Raw genomic sequence first — 17669 nt, forward strand, 5'->3', positions numbered from 1 at the left:
CGTCCGAGCAACTCCCCTAAGGACTGCACCCTTTAAATTACGATATATCCAGCAAAAAAAAGTCAACCAGAAACTCTGGCTGACCTTAAATGTAGTATATCCCCGAATAAGCTGTTTATACCAGCCTTCTTCACATTACCGTACCATCATGCGGTTTACGTAGTGTAGATTGAATCTTTGGCGCCTTCACTAGCTTTGGTTTGCCTAAAGAGGTTGTAAAGGTGATCACATAGCCCGCTACGACTACTGCCATCACTGTATACATCGTTTCTTTAACAGGCATATAAAAGAGTGATAGTGCCAGAACGATTACATCCATCATGATGAATACCGTACCTACTTTGATTCCCTTCCATTCACTAACCAGCAGCGACAAAATATCGTCTCCACCGCTAGCCCCGCCACTCCGCAGGATAATTCCCGCTCCTAAACCTGTCAGTACGCCGGACAAAAGAGCTGCTAATGCCAAATTGTCCTGCAAGTTGATGACCAAACCGGAATAACGTTCCATGAGACCATAGAAGATTGTAAAAGCTCCTACAGAAACAAAGGTGTTGCACACGAACGCTTTCCCTTTGAACATCCATGCTATCAAGAGTACTGGAACGTCTAGAAGCAGAGTTGAAATCGAAGGTGAGATTCCTAATACGTATTTGCCGAGCAGCGATAATCCTACGAATCCGCCCTCTGACAAATGATTCTGAAAATTGATGTGATAATAAGTAAATGCAAGCAAAAATGTTCCAAACAAAATGACTGTCAATCGGAGCAGTACATTCACTCCGTAATTGTGGTTCCTCATACAGGTCTCCCCTTATCGTATATGGCGGCTAGACGTCCCACCAACCTCTACGACGGGTAAAACCGGAGGTATTGCTCCTTCGCATATATATACTCCTTCCCCTCGCAGAGGCGGTTCGTCAAGTAACAACGGTTTACGCACCTTCTACAGGGAAGCTAAGTATAAGACAGATCATAACGTTTCCAAATCGTCCTTTGGGGAATCGTCCTTCGGGGACACATGGTATCCTGATCCTTTCTCTAATTTGATAAGTTCTGTTTACATTATACCACGGAGCCACCCTACTCTAAACAGTTTGCCAGAAAAAAGCAGGAATCACTCTGTACTCCGCAGCAAACGGTTGATTGTTTCACGTCTTACACCGATCAATTGTCCTATTTCTTCCTGGGTCAATAACTCTGTTAGCGCTGCGCCATGAGAGTAGTCATTAAACCAGCGGGTTAGCAATTCCATACGTTCTGCAGGTGTACCTACAGTAAGATGATCCAGCCGTGTCTGCATAAACCGCACCTTCTCCTGAAGCAGTCTGGCGATTTCCATCGCTTGACCAGAATCATCCCGCAGTTGTTGATACCATTCTGCTGATGGAACTGCCTCCACCTCGCTCTTCATCATCGCAACTGCCGTTCCATGCGCCTCCTTTGGCGAAATGAGTGAATGATGGGGAACCATCTCACCGGGATACAGGATGTTGAATAACACCATGTTCCCATTCTCATGAAGTCTTGTGACCTTGAACAGCCCGCTTTTTACCTTAAATAAAAAATCACAGCTGTCTCCTTGGCGGAACAAGACTTCCCCCTTATGTAATATCATCTCGCTCGCTCCTTTTCCTTCTGATTATATATATTTTCAATTATATAAAATTAAACCTCATTTATGGAGATAAATCTACCTATGGGCGAGGAGGTGGGTGATTAAAATCCATGCAAAAACTGCTGGGTGCCAGAATGAAAATTCTGGCACCCAGCAGTTCAATTTATTTATAAAGTTACTTTGCTTCAAGCGGTTTCTTCCATAATCCGAGCATCAATCCGGAGATGACCGAACCGATCAGAACAGCTAAGAGGAACAACAGCGCGTGGCTTGAAAGGGCAGCTACAAAGATCCCGCCATGCGGAGCCGGCACGTTGATATTCCAAAGCTGTGTAAGACCTCCAGCAACGGCCGAACCAAGAATACAAGAGGTTAGGACACGAAGCGGATCGGCTGCGGCGAATGGAATGGCCCCTTCCGTAATGAACGACAAGCCCAGCACATAGTTCGTTAAGCCTGATTTACGTTCTTCTTCCGTGAATTTATTCTTAAAGAAAGTAGAAGCCAGTGCTATTGCAAGTGGAGGCACCATCCCCCCCGCCATTACAGCAGCCATCATGAAGCCGTTGGTATTGCCACTGGTAGTGAATACACCGATGGCAAAAGTATAAGCAGCTTTATTGAAAGGTCCACCCATATCTATGGCCATCATGCCACCGAGAACCAGACCCAGAATAACAGCATTAACAGTTCCAAGATCATTAAGCCAATCAATCAGTCCTACATTGATCCAGCTAAAGACCGGATCGAACAGGTAATACATCAATCCACCGGTAATTAGAAGCCCGAATACCGGATATAACAGGATCGGCTTCAGTCCGTCAAGTGTTTTAGGCAGTCCTGCAAATACTTTACGTAATCCGATAATTACATAACCCGCCAAGAAACCAGCAGCCAGCCCGCCGAGGAACCCAGCGTTGGAATTCAAGGCCATGTAACCCCCAACCATACCTGGCATCAGAGCCGGACGATCACCAATGCTAAGCGCTATAAATCCAGCAAGGACTGGAATTAGGAAATGGAAGGCTCCATCTCCACCACCAATTGTCTGCAGTAACTGGAACAGCGGATGATCTGCTCCACCTACTTGTTCAATCAGGAAGGAGATTGCTAGCAGAATACCGCCACCAACTACAAACGGGAGCATGTGGGAGATCCCATTCATTAAGTCCTTATATATTTTACTGCCGATACTGCCAGATTTCTCTTTAGACCCTTCGTCATTGCCACCGCGACCTTCATTGTGATAAATCGGCGCTTCCCCATTCATAGCTTTACGAATAAGCTCTTCCGGCTTACGGATGCCATCACTTACAGGTCTTTGCAGTACAGGCTTACCGTCAAAACGGGCCATTTCCACCTTTTTATCAGCTGCAACAATTACACCGCTTGCACGCCGAATCTCATCAGGGGTAAGTACGTTTTTGGCCCCTTCTGAACCATTCGTCTCTACACGGATATTAACTCCCATTTCCAGAGCTTTTTTCTTAAGGGCATCTTCAGCCATAAAAGTGTGTGCAATGCCTGTAGGACAAGCAGTTACAGCTACGACAAAAGCTTGGGAATCCGGGTTGCCCACGATTACACGTTCAGGCTCTGACTTCGCGGCAGTTTCAGCAGCTTCGTTCTCTTTCTCCTTAGCTTCACCTTCCGCCTGCTTGGCATCAAACAAAGCTGATACCTCGTCAGGAGTCTGAGTATTCATAAGCTGTTCAATGAACTCGCTATCGATCAGTAGTCTGGACAATGAGGCCAGTGTACGAAGATGCATATTGCCTGCTCCTTCTGGAGCGGCAATCATAAAGAAGATACGTGCTGGCTCATCATCAAGGGATTCAAACTCCACTCCCTTTGCGCTCTTAGCAAATACAACCGTCGCTTCATTTACCGCTTTAGTCTTAGCGTGCGGCATTGCAATGCCGCCGCCAATCCCAGTGCTGGACTGCTCTTCGCGCTTCAGAATCATCTCTTTAAAAAGGATCGGATCATTAATTCGGCCACTTGCAGCAAGACTCGCAATCAATTCATCAATTGCAGCTTCCTTAGTTGTAGCTTTTAGATCCATGATCATCGTTTCTTTTATCATTAAATCCGTTATTCTCATCATGCTCAACTCCCTTAAGTACTTTGAATGCTGTCGGCTTACACTTCTGAGATTTGGATCAGCGGTCTCAGCTGTTCAATGAATTCTCTGTCCGCTAAGTCATCAGAGAATGCGGTTGCACTGCCCGAGGCAACGCCTGCACGGAACGCCTCCAACAAGTCTCCTGTCAAAGACAGTGTCCCTACAAAACCAGCGATCATGGAATCTCCTGCACCTACAGAATTTTTCACTTTACCTGATGGTGCGTTGGCGTGGTATACCCCTTGCTCCGTAATGAACAAAGCCCCTTCACCCGCCATGGAAACCAGTACATTTTTCGCTCCTGCATCCAGCAGCTTGCGTCCATAAGTAATAATCTCTTCCCTCGTATCTATGGTTACGCCGAACAGCTCTGCGAGCTCATGATGGTTCGGTTTAACCAGCAATGGCTGATACGCCAGTGCTTTTTGAAGTGCAGCACCAGTAGTGTCAATGACGAATTCCGCTCCGCTCTGTTTGCACACAGCTATAAGCTTGTCATAGAAATCTGCACCCAGTGATGGGGGAACGCTTCCCGACAAAATCACTACATCCTCCGCGTTCAGAGCAGCCAGCTTTTGCAATAGTGCGTCGGCTTCAGGATCATGAATGACGGGTCCAACACCGTTAATCTCCGTTTCCTCTCCATGCTTGAGCTTGATATTAATCCGCGTATCATCAGAAACAAACACGAAATCGCTTGAAATTGACTCTTCGTGTAACCAATCCTCAATATATCGGCCGGTGAAGCCTCCAAGGAATCCCATAGCCTTATTCTGAACCCCAAGCTGATTAAGCACTCGGGATACGTTAATTCCCTTCCCTCCCGGAAGCTTCAAATCACGTTTCATCCGGTTCAAGTCACCCAGTCTCAAATCCTCCACTTCCACGATATAATCAATGGAAGGATTAAGCGTTACAGTATAGATCATGATTATCCCTCAATTATGTTGGTTTTCTAAGCCATAGATTACCGATCACAAGTACGGCATCTGTAATTTCTCCAAACGATCACACGGTAATTCATAATTGCTTATCCTATATAAAATTTATACCAGCGTGAAATCCACACCCAATTGCGTGATCTCACGGATGAATTTGTCAGACGCTCCTGAATCTATAATGCAATGATCCATTTCCGTCACATCTGCAACCTTGCTAAAGGATATCTGCCCCAGCTTACTGTGATCTGCCAGTAGAATAACTTGCTTGGCGACTGCGATCATTTTGCGTTTTGTAGCTGCCTCTAACATGTTCGGAGTTGTGATGCCTTCCCGCAAATCCAGTCCATTAGTGGCAAGAAAAGTTTTATCTACTCTCACCATATCTAAGGAACGTTCTGTCATCGGTCCAACAAAAGCCATCGTATCCGGGCGAAGCATACCGCCTGTAATTGAGACTTCGATATTGCGGCAATCCCGCAGCTCATTCAGCGCCATAATCGAGTTCGTAATGACTTTGATATTCGAAAAGTTCTTCAGCTCTCTGGCAATCTGCAGTGTTGTTGTTCCTGCATCAAGCAGTATTGCGTCCCCCTCCTGAATCATCTCCACGGCCTTACGGGCAATCCGTTGCTTCTCATCCAATAAATGGTCTTCCTTATCAGGATAAGCCGCTTCAAAATTGACGCTCTGCAGGGAAACCGCTCCGCCATGAGTACGCTTTAATAGCTTGGCTTCTTCCAGCTCCTTCAGATCACGGCGCACAGTAGACTCAGATACGCCCATTTCCTGACTTAGCTCCTGTACAGAAGCTCTGGAGTTCTTTTCCACAAAAAGCACGATTTTTTGTTTTCTCTCTTCCTCAAACATCATCGTGGCTCGCTCCTTTATGTGACAGCGCGACCTGTGCAATTCCTTGCGCTCATCTATGAATTTTCTTGACCGTTAATTGATTATATGTGACCGTTATTGATCGTTTGTGCTCGTTTATGATTTTAACAGCGTTTTCATCCTGTGTAAAGTGCTAAAAAGAGACAGTGCAAAATTACATCCGAATTGCCTATCTCATATGCGGCATTTATAACATATTAATAATACATACCGGGAAAAGCGGGTGATCAGAAATGGCCAATGGAAGAAACAGCGGGAGAAATAAAGGCAACAGAAATGCTAATAAGAATGGGACCACCAATAACAATAATCCAGTGGAATCCGCAGAACTTAGCGCTGAGGATTATGAGATCATCGCAGCTGGACTTGTAGCCTTAGGTGAGATTTTTTCCTTTTTATCTCTTGTTAAAGCAAGACAAGTTACCAAAGAAACCGGAGGCGAAGATGTAGTTCCTGAAATCTTCACTTTATCCACTAGAAAATCTCATAGACGAAAGTCAAGATAATCTGTGAAAAAGCAGAGAAATAGTTATATCCCCTTGTTAAATTGCGAACTTTTTACTTGGCGTAACCTTTGTAACTAGAACCTCTATATGGGTATGCCAAGAACTACCTAAAAGGAATTGCCCGCTTTTGAATCAATACTTGTAAATTAGGGTTATTAAACTACATAGACATAAATTTGAATTTTGGGGGATGTTTTTATTGCCACAACAGAAGTATTTTCGGACAAGCCTTGCTATTATCGCCTTTTTACTGATTTTGTACTTAGGCTCCAAAGTAATGTTTCTCTTCGCCCCACTGGGTGCCATTTTCAAATTATTACTTGTTCCCATGATGTTATCAGGGTTCATGTACTACCTGCTGCGTCCGTTAGTAAGAATCCTTGAGAAAAGAAAATTAAACCGGGCGTTCTCCATCCTGCTCATTTATTTTCTGATTGCCGGCTTGTTCGTTCTCTTCTGGATTTTAGTCTGGCCGACACTTCAAGAACAAATTCAGAACTTTATTGATAACACTCCTTACCTCGTGCAAGGTTTGCAGGATCAGTTCAATGCATTGAGGGAGAATCCGACACTTTCGCGTTTTTTCAAAGGGGATTCCGACGTCGCAGCCCGTTTATCAGAATTTCTTAGCGATACTATTACCTGGGTTACCAATTCCATGTCCAATTTGATTGGCGTTGTTTCCAGCATTGTAGTGTTAATCGCAACTTTGCCCATCATTCTGTACTACATGCTAAAAGATGACTATAAGCTATCGCCTAAACTTCAAGGCTTAATTCCGAGAAAATATCGTAAGGAAGGGCAAGAGATGTTTGGAGATATCGACAGCGCCTTAAGCAGCTTCATCGTCACACGCGTGGTGCTAAATGTCGTACTCGGCATTATGTTATATATAGGGTTCCTTATCATCGGACTGCCTTACTCCCTGTTGCTCGCCGTAATTTCAGTGCCCCTTAACTTCATTCCATATGTGGGATCATTCTTAGCAGCGATTCCGGTAATTATAGTGGGTTTCATTGAATCACCGACGATGGCCATATGGTCCCTGGTTGTAATCTTCATTGCCCAGCAGATCCAGGATAATGTACTCTCACCGATTATTTACGGAAAATCATTGGATGTTCATCCACTGACTACGGTCATCCTTGTCCTTATAGGTGGAGACTTCTACGGTATTATCGGAGTTCTTATTGCGCTCCCTGTTTATATGATTATAAAAATTGTTTTCCTGCGCGTGTATGAGATTATTATTGCAGACCGGATAGATGAAACTGAGCCTATCAAAAAAGAGGAGCTATAACGGTTGTAATCTACTTCGTGAACGGGCGGAGCTTATCTATAAAATAAAAAAGGGTACGTCACCAATCACTCGGAGTCGTACCCTTTTTTATTCTTTACAGGTGCCTGAAATCACCCTCGTAAAGAACGAACTACAAAGATGTGATTGCCCTTCATCAGGTTTTGGCCGTTCTGAAGAGTAACTGAACCTTTCGTATGTGAGGTAATAATCGTATTAAAGGCAATAAGCTGATCTTCTTTCCAGACACTAACCGCCGATTTAAAATACACTGCATTGTCAAATTGCTGCCGATCCCTCATCACATAACCCACGGAATGGAGAACTGGAGGCAGCGCTCTTTCTTTTGGAGCCAGAGCCTTAATAACAACAATATCCCGAAACGGCACAGCAATTTCCTGATGGCCAATCACCGCCACCGATGCGGAAAGGTCCCATTTGCGCAGGATTCCCTTCATAATGGTATAAGGTTTCTCTCCGCAGTACATTATAACGGGTTTACCTACCCAATGCTTCATAGCTACCTCCCCTTCGCATCACTCCATAAATTATAAGTCCGGAATGAACCAATCTATTCCTGCCATTCCCTGCGACTCTAAAAATTGATTGGTCTTTGAGAACGGACGACTGCCAAAAAATCCACGATGCGATGAAAGTGGGCTTGGATGAGGCGATTGCAGCACCTTATGCCGGCTTTGGCCGATGAATGCGCCTTTTTTCTGCGCATGACTTCCCCATAATATAAACACCATGGGCGTAGATCTTTCATTTAGCTTTTGCATAATAGTGTCTGTGAATGTCTCCCAGCCCAGACCTTTATGCGAACCAGCCTCACCCTCACGTACCGTCAGCACGGTGTTCAGCAACAACACTCCCTGCTCTGCTAAGTGCAGTAAAGAGCCGTGGTTCGGAACAGGCACACCGACGTCCTCTTTCAGCTCTGCATAAATATTGCGCAGTGACGGAGGGATACGTACCCCCGGATTGACAGAGAAGCTTAGTCCGTGCGCTTGTCCGGGACCATGATAAGGATCTTGACCTAAAATAACTACACGGGTCTCCTTATAAGGCGTTAATTTCAATGCTGTGAACAATAATTCTTTTGGCGGATAAACGGTATGTTCCTTATATTCTTGTGTTAGTGCGTCCATTAATTTTAGAAAATAGGGCTTTTGCATTTCATCCTGCAATACCTCATCCCAATCGTTGCCAAACATCCCCAAACTCCTCCTTTAACCGAAACCATAGCGATATAGCTTTTTTATTTCCGACCATAATCCGCTTTGATCTCGCCCCACTCTTTGGTCTGCCACTTGAGCACCTTATTGTCATATGTATTGGTTTGCAACCAACGCTCTGCCCGATCAATAAGCACCCAAATTTCCTCTGTTGAAGAATCGCGCGGCAAGGTTGTTGCCACCTTCTTCTGCTTCACCCATTTCATTGCATTTACAGAATCACTGTAGACCGTTTTATCGCTTCCCTCTCTCTTCAACAACGCCAAGGCATGAACAATCGCTAAAAATTCGCCTAAATTATTAGTGCCCTTTTTGATCGGACCACAGGAGAAAATGATATCTCCCGTTTGTGTATCTACACCCTTATATTCAACAGGCCCCGGATTACCACGAGTCCCCACATCTACTGAAATACTGTTGTAATCAATCTCCTCAGAGGTCTCTACTGTAGCACTGCGTTTAAAAGAACTAGTCCCCTTAGACTTTGCTGCTCCAGCTGCCCCTGTTCCCCAATTCCCCTTCCAGCCCGCTTTATATGCCGCATCAGCTGCTGCTTTAGATTCATAGGATTTATATTTTGCACCGGTATAATGATCTGTCTGTGCCTGGCATTCTGCCCAAGTGCTATAGACTCCCGGTTGTTTACCTTCCCAGACTACATAATATTTCTGTTTGGCCATGGATAATGCTCCTTTTCTACTGCCTGTACTTATTGTAATCCATATTGCTCGTGAATTCATCGGATAAATCACATTTTTCAGGTCATACTATACGCCAGAGATGTCCAGGCCTATATTACCATTTGTAGATTGATTGGTAAATTACTAACTAATCACTCTATAGTAAGCTCGAAGGATATCAGTACAATTACTTAGGGAGGTTATACAGATGAGAAAGATAGCAAGTGTTGCTGCGGTATTTGCTTTTGTGTTAATGGTCGGATGTGGAAATGCAACAAACAATGCCAATAATGCTACTGCAACAAGCACTCCTGAGAACACGAATAATGCGGGAACCACTAATAATACAGGCACGGCTAATAATCAAAATAACACCACAGATGCTGTAACCTCAGCTTCCGTAGTAGATAATGAAGAAGCCTTCAAACGCGCCATCAGTCCAGAAGGAACCTGGATTGCTGCTACACTTAAAGACTTAACCTTCACCGAAGATCTCGTGGTGGATGGAGAATTCATGAATAAAGAGGAACCCGCCAGAAAAATTGCTCTATACACACAAGATGCGGATCACAACATCACCAACTCCTTTAAACTGACTGCTCCAAAATTGACCATCAAGAGTAAAAACGCCCGCATCCAAGGCGGCACTTTTATTGGAGATGTTTACGTAGAAGCGGATGGATTTACCCTAGTGAACGCAACCGTTGAAGGCAATGTCTACTTCGCAAACGATCAATATAAATCCACCTTTAATTCATCCGATCAAGGAAAAGTAACTGGTGTTACAGAAGTGAAAAAATAAGCTTCAACCCCAAAAAGGTGATCTCAAGTCGTTAAGACTTGAGATCACCTTTTTATATGCAAACCTTATTCTTAATAAAAACCATCTTTGAAAAATTTGTACCATCCCTCGACGGTTTCGATTGGGAAACCCTCTAACTTCTTCATAACTTCCCTTGCAAATTCTAAAGAAGCTGTGCCATTAGCTGTAATAATATATTCACTCGAAACTGCCTGTTTTTCAATATAATTTGCTTCTCCTTTATAATTAGGAGCATTTTGTTTTAAATAATCCAATGAATTTCCGGTATGCGGTATGTTGTCTAAATAGCCATGTTCAGCCAAAAAAGTTGTAGCATCACATATAGCGGCTATAGGTACACTCTCCTGCAGACATTTTTCAATCACTGGAGTAATAGCTGAATTATCTTTCCAGCCTGTGCCCCCGATTAAAATCAACATTTCATACTGAGCAGGTAAACTGTCTAAAGTATAGTCAGGTACAACAGTAAATCCACCCATAGATTTGACATTGTCGCTAGTTAGAGCAACTGTTCTTACTTTATATTCACTTTCCTGCTTATTTAGTTCGGCACTAATATATCCGCTTTCCCAATCAGCGTAGCCATTGGATAGAAACATCAAAACTTCTTTTCTCATATATTAGCACCCCCTTTAAGTTCTAACGCCACTTCCGCCACTTCTCGCCCATTTACCAGCAGCACAATCCGGTGCTCTCCTGGATAATGACGCCGAGTTGTTAAATCAGCCCAACGATGTGTCCGTTTACCTGACAGAATTGTACCTCCAGGTACGGTCTTATCCGATAACAAAAAAGATTTACGGGAGGTTCGACCTGCCGCTTTCACGAAATAGATTCCGTATTCAATCCGAATCCGTGCTGGAGCTCCCTCACGAACTTGAAGCTTATACTGTAATTCGGAGCTTTCGCCAATGGTCAGGATTGAAGGTTCCAATAGAATGAAGGCACTCGTTATAAGTGGAGCAGCTTCGTCTGTCTGCTCTGCGTATCCGAATAAAGCCATAATCTCTGGCTCAGCTTTACGAATCAAAGAACGGCAGCCGTGCCGCACAATCCAGTCTGTATCGGGATGTGTTCCCTTCCAGCGCCGAGCGGTATCGAGCACCACTTCCGGATGATCCTTTGCAATATCATTCAAATGATTAGCGACACTTTTACGTACATACAGGGATGTATCCGCCTTAAGCTGCTCAAGTACAGGTAATACCGGAGCTGGGTCAAGCTTGAACATGGGAAGCGCCTGTCCCCAAGGCAGACGAGGCCGACAGCCCTCACTAGCCAGCCTACGTACATGCTCATCAGGGTGCTCCGCCCATACCAGCATTTGAGCCATCATCCGCTCTGGTTCCCGTAAGAGAAACGGCCTAACTGCAAATTCAGCCGATGATTTCGCTGTGAATCTTTCCAGCGCCTGCATAGACAATTCCCAATGATCGTCTCCCTGACCATATACCTCAACAAAATCCGGAAAAATCAAATAAGGAAATCCCACGCAATCGTCAGCAATGGCGAATAGGATAGCCAGCGCTTCCTCATAAGGAAGCTTTAAGTGGCTGCCCAACGTCTCGGTGATCCGCCGCATTCTTGCCTTCAGCTCAAGCGTTTCCCACGGTTCAGTCATGGCTGAGCTTACAAATGCCTCAGTCTCGAAGACATTATGTACGCCACGAATCTTTTCGCCGAACTCACGCAGAAATTGTTCATTGTACATTGCTTTTAAAGGTTCAGCCATTCGATAATCCCTCATTTTCTTCTTTAGATCAGCAGACTTGATTCTGTCATGAAATCGTAGCACACCCAATTTGACAACAGTATGTCAACTTTGGCAGCTAAGAATTAATAAGTACCTTTACCTCTTCAATCCCTTGTTGGGCTCGACTGTTTAACGCGCGCTTATCTTTAAGGTTATGTTCTTTAAGTTCGTGTCCAGGATCAATGACCAGCGGCTGTGAGATTACATCCTCGAGAATTTGCACAGCAACCTTACAGCCTTGAAATAACAGTTCTTTTGTGATCACTTGGTTATGAGAACGAATGATTTCAAGCATTTTTTCCGCATAAATCAGTCTAACCAAACTATCAGCGCTCATAATATTCCGCGAAGCAAAAGAAGCCACTTTTTCCACAATCCAGCTATCCTGATAATTCCGCGAGATGGATTCCAGTATCGTAATCGCATCCCAGTCCCGTATCGACAACTGCTTGACGTGCTCCGTAGCCCATTCCTGCAGCCATTCCAGCTCCACTTCTCTTGGAATTTCAAAACTCTTGTACTCCTTAAGTACTCCTGCTTTATGCATATTTAAAAAATGACCCAAAAACTGAATGTACAGCTCCTTGGCTCTTTGTGTCGGTTCTGTCATCTGGCAATCATCCTTTCATTATCCAAATCATATCCATTCCCCGGTTTCTTTTCAAATTAAAATAAAAAAGGACAGGTAGCGAAATCATCGCAATACCTGCCCTTTAATAACTTCGGGTTATGGTAAATAGTTTGCTTCAACCGGAGGGGTTTTCTCCACTATTTTCAGTTCTAGTCCTCCGAATCTCTTCGCCAGCTTGTTATATACCAGCGCTACCAGCATACCCACCAATCCATAAATGAGTATCAAAATAACCGGCATAATCAAATAAGGGATACCCATAACAACAATAAACGTCTCTTTAATGATAAGCCCGACCACCACCATCCCTAGACCTACTATAAACAATAGCAGTGTAGGAATGATCATAAAATAGATAGTTGTTTTAAAAAAACTCTTTTTGTTAATTTCCAGCACTTCATAGTCTTTCATTATGTAATCCCCTTAATTTATTTAGAGTGGTAAAATTACCCTCTTCGTTTCATTAAAGACGATCTTAAATACAATTTCAACCAAATTTCTCATATTTTCGACTTTTACCAAAGAATTCTTCCTAAAACTCAACGATAAATCATGGTAAAATAACTCCTATGGTTTAATATATCATCATGTACAAGATGTCACCGGAGGGAATAACATGCCACAAACATTAGTGAAAAATATTGATTTTTTTATAGCTGCCTTATCCCAAACCTATATTTCTGCGCTACAGCTTGATCCTGATGGAATGTATTCAGAGGTTGCTTCAGGAATTGTTGAACTGTTCTCTGACGAACAAGTACGGCTGAGAAGATATGACGGATCAGTATCCCATTATGCAAGAGACAACACCAAATTTCAGCGATGACAAAAGGACGTGAACTGGAAAAAGGTCATTGTGAATGATCCTCTTCCAGCTCACGTCCTTATTCACTCTACACACAACTAATCTAGCACAATCCATTCGCCTTCAGCATCCGCTGACTTCATTTCTGCTTCCACGATTCTTAAAGACTCCGCTGTACTCTCTGGCGTACAAATAATGATAGGCTTATCCTGGATAATAACATCCAGAAAATATACAAGCTCTCTATAGTAGCCAACATCCGGTGAAAGTTCCGCTAAATAGCCTGCCCCGTCATTCGGATTGACCTTGACCTCGCTGCCATCAAACACTATATTTCCACGTTCAAAATTAACCCGGTACCCCATGTAAAAACCAAAATCACCTTCCAGCGTCCAATCCACCTGAGCATTAATTACTTTTGCATCCTTATAAAAATAGTGAGTCGATGCGATATCATATCCGCTACCCGGAAGGACATTACGTCCTAAGGATGATACTTTATCCGGTCTGCCGAACAGATAGTTAATCATATCCGTATCGTGAATATGCATATCCATAATGCCTCCACCGCTTAGTGTCTCATCAAGAAACCAATCCTTAGGAGCACCAGATCCCCTGTAAAAATACCCTTCCGTGACCTGACCGAACTGCCCGCTCTCTATCACTTCTTTTAAATACTCATACCCCGGCCAAAAACGGAGACAATGTCCGATCATCAGTTTTTTCCCACTGCGGGCTGCCGTTTCCACCATCTCCAGCGCTTGTACGGAAGTTCTGGCCATCGGTTTCTCACAAAAAACATGATATCCACGCTCCAGCAGCGAACAAGTCATTTCCGCATGCAGATAAGTAGGAACCGCAATGTCGATCATATCCAGTTCCTCACTGGCTATCATTTTCTCCAGATCATCGTATAGATTGTAAGCTGACAAATCATAGACTTCCTGGGCAGTGCTCATATTCCCGCCTGCTTTTCCATCCTTTAATTCCTCAATTCGCAAATCACAGATGGCTTTAAGGGCAATGGGCTGCCCCTCTTCTGTTAAGCGCACATAATTATCAAAATGCATCCGGCCCATAAATCCAAAGCCGATCAAGCCTATTTTCAACATCGTGAAGTCTCCTTTACTAAAAGTATGGTACTTAACGTATCCGTATCCAGGCCCCTTCCTGATCAGCCGATTGGATTTCAGCCTCAATGATCTCTATGGACTGGGCAGCACTTTCGGGCATACATAGGGTCACTGGCTCATCGTTCTGGATGATTTTCAAGAAATATACCAACTCTCTGTAATATCCGGTATGCGAAGAAAGCTTCGCAATGAACCCCGGTTGACGATTAGGATTTACCTTAACTTCCGCGCCATCAAAGACTACATTTCCCCGTTCAAAATTAATCCGATAGCCCATGTAAAAACCAAAGTCGCCTTCCAGTGTCCAGTCCGCTTGGGCATTGACCACTTTTCCATCCTGATAAAAATAATGAGTGGAGACGATATCATAGCCACTTCCCGGTAAAACCTTCCGCCCAAGCGTTGATACTTTATCTGGTTTCCCAAACAAGTGATGGATGATGTCCGTATCGTGTACATGCATATCCAGCATACAGCCGCCACTTAGCTCATCATTGACCAACCACCCTTTAGGAGCACCGGAACCCCGGTAAAAATAAGCCTCTGTCACTTCACCGAACTCACCGCTAGCTATAACCCCCTTCAAATATTCATATCCCGGCCAGAAGCGAAGACAATGACCAATCAGCAATTTTTTTCCGCTGCTTTGCGCCGCCGCTACCATCTTCCAAGCTTCTGCGGAATGTCTCGCCATCGGCTTTTCACAGAACACATGATACCCTCGTTCCAGCAGCGAACAAGTCATTTCAGCATGCAAGTACGTAGGTACTGCAAGGCTAATAGCATCTAGTTCTTCTTTTTCGAGCATATGCTCCAAATTCTCATAAAGGCTGTAAGGGGATAAATCATATACCTCGTGGGCTGTGTTCATATTCCCCGCGGATTTAGTATGTTTAAGGACTTTAATCTGCGGGTCACAAATGGCAACCAGAGAAATCGGATGACCGTCTTCCTGCAATTGAACATACTGATCAAAGTTCATTCGGCCCATAAATCCAAAACCCACCAGCCCCACTCTGAGCACAGCCTTCACCTCTCTTAAACTTAGTAACTAGTGCGTCCTAAAATAGCATCCATCGCTGCAGAAGTATTAAAAATGATTTGCTCCGAATAATGCGTATATGGCGGTATCATTTCTCCAGTAACATAATTGCTGTAGCCGATCTCTTGCAGTGCTTCCATAACAGCAGGATAATCCACATCCCCAGCAAGTAGATCAACAAATCCATGAAGTCCTCCGGCTGCCCGGCGGTAATCTTTGAAATGCACCTTCTTGATTCTATGGCCTAGAATCCGTATCCACTGCTCTGGATAACCAGAATGAACGATATTCCCTACATCCAGATAGGAACCTACGTAATTGGAGCCTACAGCATCTATAAAAGAACGTAATTCGAGCGGAGACAGCAGGAATTTATTCCACACATTTTCAATCCCAATAGAAACACCCGCCATTTTTGCATCTTGAGCTAGATCACTGATCGCCTTCAAGGCTCGATCATAAGCTTTTTCATAATCGACTATTTCACAGCCCTCAATAAAATCCACACCAACCGCACCAGGAATGACAAGAATCGTATCTACGCCAAGTGTTGCTGCCAGCTCCAATTGTTTTTTACATACATCGATAGCCTTCGTCCGGTTCGCCGCGGATTCACTTGTCATGGCATATGACCAATATAGTCCTGTCGCCAGTCCTGCAATTTCTAATCCCATCTCCTGAATGGAATTTTTGATCTTAATAGCTTCTTTCTCAGTGGTTTGCAGGCCAAGTTCACCCGATTCATTCAAAGATAACTCAATTCCGTCGAAACCTGCCGCTTTAGCCAGACGTGCACATTCTTCGATCTCAGTACCTTCGCGAAACGACCAAATGTTTATTCCCTTTTTCATCTGAATCCTCCTCAAATTTGTTATTTTCCGTTTTTTAAGATTCTGCCCTAAATGCGCTTATATCCTTGATTTATTTATATTATAATAGATTGTAAGTTAGATTTATTTAGGTGAACAAGAGATTTGTTGCACGATTCCGGTCTATTTAATAAATCATTTTATACTGTATGGGAGGTTTATTTGTGGCTGAAAAAGAACCCCGTTATCCCCTGAGAAAACAGGTCCCTTCCCGGGAGTGGTCACCTGGCATTCACTACGCACAATTCCAAACTCTCTCACCTTGCCTCTTTCCAAGAAGAAGATTGTATGATTTCGAGCTGCTATACGTTCGCCAGGGGAAATTATCAACAAAGATGGATACGGAGGAATATATCCTGAATTCAGGACAACTGATATTTCTTTCTTCCGGGGTATATCATCAAAATGCGATTGTCTCAGATTCGGAAACCAAACTCATTGGGATCCATTTTGATTTTTTTGGGGAATCGATTATTACAAGCGATGAAGACATGCTGGTCAATGAGGAGGAGGTTATGGACGAGAAGTTTGCCTTGGAAGCTGTGACCGCTCCTTTTATGCCATTGTCACAGGAGCCCATTTATACCCCGCCACCCGAATGTATCCATGCGATGGAACAGCTCGTGCATGAATTTACGATGCGGCCTGCCGGTTATGAATGGGTCTGTCGGGGGTTACTGCTCGGCGTTCTAACCTCGCTGCTCCGAACACAAAGCTCCCGGAATGCAGCTAAATCTTCCGTTCATACCGGGCGGATCAGAGCTTTAATCGATGAGATGGATTCAAAGCTAGCAGACCGCTGGAGCAATAAATCCATGGCTGGTGCCATGAATATGCATGAAGACCATTTCTCCAAGTTATTTCGTGAGGTAGCTGGCATGCCTCCTGGTGAATATCTCCGTTCCATCCGGCATCGAGAAGCACGCAAGCTGCTGCGTGAAACGGATTGGCCGATTGAACAGGTCGGGGATAAGGTTGGTTATCCTGATATCCATTATTTCAGCAGGGTATTTACCGCAAATGAGGGGATTTCTCCGCGGGCTTATCGCAAAATGTCCCGGATACTCTAGAAACGGAAAACTCAAGATATCTCAATCCAAGTAAGAAAAACTTGCCAAAAACATTGAGGGTGATGGGTCATCTGCTTTGTGTGATACCTGTGGGGGCCGATAAACAATATACATTGTACGGTGAGATGTGCAATATGCGGGGCGGCGAACGTTCGTGTTTTCTGCGTTAATGCAGTATGCGGGGAATGCTCTAAAACTAATTAGGGAAAAACTCCCTGAAAACAGCCAATATTCGCTCTAAATGAACGAA

General features: G+C 44.0%; 20 protein-coding genes. 5 read left to right on the plus strand and 15 right to left on the minus strand.

Annotated elements, in window-relative coordinates:
- Positions 1-130: 130 nt before the first annotated feature.
- The 5 genes from NST58_RS23430 to NST58_RS23450 all read right to left on the minus strand — a co-directional run bounded on the left by NST58_RS23430 (position 131) and on the right by NST58_RS23450 (position 5554).
- On the minus strand, positions 131-802 hold the full coding sequence (locus tag NST58_RS23430; protein WP_076130250.1) for a YitT family protein: 672 nt from the start codon (positions 800-802) through the stop codon (positions 131-133).
- Positions 803-1117: 315 nt separating this feature from the next.
- Positions 1118-1618: a Crp/Fnr family transcriptional regulator gene (locus NST58_RS23435; RefSeq protein ID WP_076134543.1), complete on the minus strand. Its 501-nt coding sequence runs from the start codon at positions 1616-1618 to the stop codon at positions 1118-1120.
- A gap of 175 nt (positions 1619-1793) precedes the next feature.
- Complete coding sequence (locus tag NST58_RS23440) at positions 1794-3722, minus strand: fructose-specific PTS transporter subunit EIIC (protein WP_076277387.1); 1929 nt, start codon at positions 3720-3722, stop codon at positions 1794-1796.
- A 38-nt stretch (positions 3723-3760) separates the two neighbouring features.
- A complete protein-coding gene (gene pfkB / locus NST58_RS23445) occupies positions 3761-4672 on the minus strand; it encodes a 1-phosphofructokinase (RefSeq protein WP_076279191.1) in 912 nt (303 codons plus the stop codon).
- A 117-nt stretch (positions 4673-4789) separates the two neighbouring features.
- On the minus strand, positions 4790-5554 hold the full coding sequence (locus NST58_RS23450; RefSeq protein ID WP_339244350.1) for a DeoR/GlpR family DNA-binding transcription regulator: 765 nt from the start codon (positions 5552-5554) through the stop codon (positions 4790-4792).
- Between the two features lie 251 nt (positions 5555-5805).
- Here NST58_RS23450 and NST58_RS23455 point away from each other — a divergent pair, with 251 nt between their 5' ends.
- Both NST58_RS23455 and NST58_RS23460 read left to right on the plus strand, forming a co-directional pair.
- The gene (locus NST58_RS23455) at positions 5806-6078 is read left to right on the plus strand and encodes a hypothetical protein (protein ID WP_339244352.1); all 273 of its coding nucleotides are present in this window, start codon (positions 5806-5808) and stop codon (positions 6076-6078) included.
- A 190-nt stretch (positions 6079-6268) separates the two neighbouring features.
- A complete protein-coding gene (locus NST58_RS23460) occupies positions 6269-7378 on the plus strand; it encodes an AI-2E family transporter (RefSeq protein WP_076130245.1) in 1110 nt (369 codons plus the stop codon).
- 110 nt (positions 7379-7488) lie between these two features.
- Here NST58_RS23460 and NST58_RS23465 read toward each other — a convergent pair whose 3' ends face one another.
- Genes NST58_RS23465 through NST58_RS23475 form a run of 3 tightly spaced genes read right to left on the minus strand, consistent with a single transcriptional unit; the run spans position 7489 to position 9293 of the window.
- Positions 7489-7893: a hypothetical protein gene (locus NST58_RS23465; RefSeq protein WP_036683006.1), complete on the minus strand. Its 405-nt coding sequence runs from the start codon at positions 7891-7893 to the stop codon at positions 7489-7491.
- 30 nt (positions 7894-7923) lie between these two features.
- Entirely contained in the window at positions 7924-8592 is a 669-nt protein-coding gene (ung, locus tag NST58_RS23470) for a uracil-DNA glycosylase (RefSeq protein ID WP_076281368.1), read from the minus strand.
- Between the two features lie 44 nt (positions 8593-8636).
- Positions 8637-9293, minus strand: a complete 657-nt coding sequence (locus tag NST58_RS23475) for a ribonuclease H family protein (protein WP_076130243.1) — start codon at positions 9291-9293, stop codon at positions 8637-8639.
- A 208-nt stretch (positions 9294-9501) separates the two neighbouring features.
- Here NST58_RS23475 and NST58_RS23480 point away from each other — a divergent pair, with 208 nt between their 5' ends.
- On the plus strand, positions 9502-10095 hold the full coding sequence (locus NST58_RS23480; protein WP_076130242.1) for a hypothetical protein: 594 nt from the start codon (positions 9502-9504) through the stop codon (positions 10093-10095).
- Between the two features lie 71 nt (positions 10096-10166).
- On the opposite strand, the gene NST58_RS23485 is transcribed toward NST58_RS23480, so the two are convergent.
- From NST58_RS23485 to NST58_RS23500, 4 genes are all read right to left on the minus strand, one after another.
- Complete coding sequence (locus tag NST58_RS23485; protein ID WP_339244355.1) at positions 10167-10733, minus strand: type 1 glutamine amidotransferase family protein; 567 nt, start codon at positions 10731-10733, stop codon at positions 10167-10169.
- On the minus strand, positions 10730-11848 hold the full coding sequence (locus NST58_RS23490; RefSeq protein ID WP_076310113.1) for a hypothetical protein: 1119 nt from the start codon (positions 11846-11848) through the stop codon (positions 10730-10732). The genes NST58_RS23485 and NST58_RS23490 overlap by 4 nt, the downstream gene beginning before the upstream one ends.
- 97 nt (positions 11849-11945) lie before the next feature.
- Positions 11946-12479, minus strand: a complete 534-nt coding sequence (locus tag NST58_RS23495; protein WP_076281365.1) for a hypothetical protein — start codon at positions 12477-12479, stop codon at positions 11946-11948.
- A 117-nt stretch (positions 12480-12596) separates the two neighbouring features.
- On the minus strand, positions 12597-12911 hold the full coding sequence (locus NST58_RS23500) for a hypothetical protein (protein WP_076130239.1): 315 nt from the start codon (positions 12909-12911) through the stop codon (positions 12597-12599).
- A 205-nt stretch (positions 12912-13116) separates the two neighbouring features.
- Between NST58_RS23500 and NST58_RS23505 the strand changes: the two genes are divergently transcribed.
- Complete coding sequence (locus tag NST58_RS23505) at positions 13117-13326, plus strand: hypothetical protein (protein WP_036683023.1); 210 nt, start codon at positions 13117-13119, stop codon at positions 13324-13326.
- Positions 13327-13403: 77 nt separating this feature from the next.
- Here NST58_RS23505 and NST58_RS23510 read toward each other — a convergent pair whose 3' ends face one another.
- Genes NST58_RS23510 through NST58_RS23520 form a run of 3 tightly spaced genes read right to left on the minus strand, consistent with a single transcriptional unit; the run spans position 13404 to position 16331 of the window.
- Positions 13404-14417 (minus strand): Gfo/Idh/MocA family oxidoreductase, encoded by a 1014-nt coding sequence (locus NST58_RS23510; protein WP_076307299.1) that lies wholly within the window; start codon positions 14415-14417, stop codon positions 13404-13406.
- Positions 14418-14448: 31 nt separating this feature from the next.
- A complete protein-coding gene (locus NST58_RS23515) occupies positions 14449-15462 on the minus strand; it encodes a Gfo/Idh/MocA family oxidoreductase (RefSeq protein ID WP_076308955.1) in 1014 nt (337 codons plus the stop codon).
- 20 nt (positions 15463-15482) lie between these two features.
- Positions 15483-16331 (minus strand): sugar phosphate isomerase/epimerase family protein, encoded by an 849-nt coding sequence (locus NST58_RS23520; protein WP_076130236.1) that lies wholly within the window; start codon positions 16329-16331, stop codon positions 15483-15485.
- Between the two features lie 182 nt (positions 16332-16513).
- Here NST58_RS23520 and NST58_RS23525 point away from each other — a divergent pair, with 182 nt between their 5' ends.
- Complete coding sequence (locus tag NST58_RS23525; protein WP_076281361.1) at positions 16514-17419, plus strand: AraC family transcriptional regulator; 906 nt, start codon at positions 16514-16516, stop codon at positions 17417-17419.
- The last annotated feature ends 250 nt before the right edge of the window (positions 17420-17669 follow it).

It is taken from the genome of Paenibacillus sp. FSL R10-2796, assembly GCF_037965315.1.
Taxonomy (GTDB): Bacteria; Bacillota; Bacilli; order Paenibacillales; family Paenibacillaceae; genus Paenibacillus_AQ; species Paenibacillus_AQ odorifer.

What these genes read in the sequence shown, in the direction of transcription:
- NST58_RS23430 (WP_076130250.1), bottom strand. Translation starts at nt 802, where the DNA reads ATGAGGAACCACAATTACGGAGTGAATGTACTGCTCCGATTGACAGTC.
- NST58_RS23435 (WP_076134543.1), bottom strand. Translation starts at nt 1,618, where the DNA reads ATGATATTACATAAGGGGGAAGTCTTGTTCCGCCAAGGAGACAGCTGT.
- NST58_RS23440 (WP_076277387.1), bottom strand. Translation starts at nt 3,722, where the DNA reads ATGAGAATAACGGATTTAATGATAAAAGAAACGATGATCATGGATCTA.
- pfkB (WP_076279191.1), bottom strand. Translation starts at nt 4,672, where the DNA reads ATGATCTATACTGTAACGCTTAATCCTTCCATTGATTATATCGTGGAA.
- NST58_RS23450 (WP_339244350.1), bottom strand. Translation starts at nt 5,554, where the DNA reads ATGATGTTTGAGGAAGAGAGAAAACAAAAAATCGTGCTTTTTGTGGAA.
- NST58_RS23455 (WP_339244352.1), top strand. Translation starts at nt 5,806, where the DNA reads ATGGCCAATGGAAGAAACAGCGGGAGAAATAAAGGCAACAGAAATGCT.
- NST58_RS23460 (WP_076130245.1), top strand. Translation starts at nt 6,269, where the DNA reads ATGTTTTTATTGCCACAACAGAAGTATTTTCGGACAAGCCTTGCTATT.
- NST58_RS23465 (WP_036683006.1), bottom strand. Translation starts at nt 7,893, where the DNA reads ATGAAGCATTGGGTAGGTAAACCCGTTATAATGTACTGCGGAGAGAAA.
- ung (WP_076281368.1), bottom strand. Translation starts at nt 8,592, where the DNA reads ATGTTTGGCAACGATTGGGATGAGGTATTGCAGGATGAAATGCAAAAG.
- NST58_RS23475 (WP_076130243.1), bottom strand. Translation starts at nt 9,293, where the DNA reads ATGGCCAAACAGAAATATTATGTAGTCTGGGAAGGTAAACAACCGGGA.
- NST58_RS23480 (WP_076130242.1), top strand. Translation starts at nt 9,502, where the DNA reads ATGAGAAAGATAGCAAGTGTTGCTGCGGTATTTGCTTTTGTGTTAATG.
- NST58_RS23485 (WP_339244355.1), bottom strand. Translation starts at nt 10,733, where the DNA reads ATGAGAAAAGAAGTTTTGATGTTTCTATCCAATGGCTACGCTGATTGG.
- NST58_RS23490 (WP_076310113.1), bottom strand. Translation starts at nt 11,848, where the DNA reads ATGGCTGAACCTTTAAAAGCAATGTACAATGAACAATTTCTGCGTGAG.
- NST58_RS23495 (WP_076281365.1), bottom strand. Translation starts at nt 12,479, where the DNA reads ATGACAGAACCGACACAAAGAGCCAAGGAGCTGTACATTCAGTTTTTG.
- NST58_RS23500 (WP_076130239.1), bottom strand. Translation starts at nt 12,911, where the DNA reads ATGAAAGACTATGAAGTGCTGGAAATTAACAAAAAGAGTTTTTTTAAA.
- NST58_RS23505 (WP_036683023.1), top strand. Translation starts at nt 13,117, where the DNA reads ATGCCACAAACATTAGTGAAAAATATTGATTTTTTTATAGCTGCCTTA.
- NST58_RS23510 (WP_076307299.1), bottom strand. Translation starts at nt 14,417, where the DNA reads ATGTTGAAAATAGGCTTGATCGGCTTTGGATTTATGGGCCGGATGCAT.
- NST58_RS23520 (WP_076130236.1), bottom strand. Translation starts at nt 16,331, where the DNA reads ATGAAAAAGGGAATAAACATTTGGTCGTTTCGCGAAGGTACTGAGATC.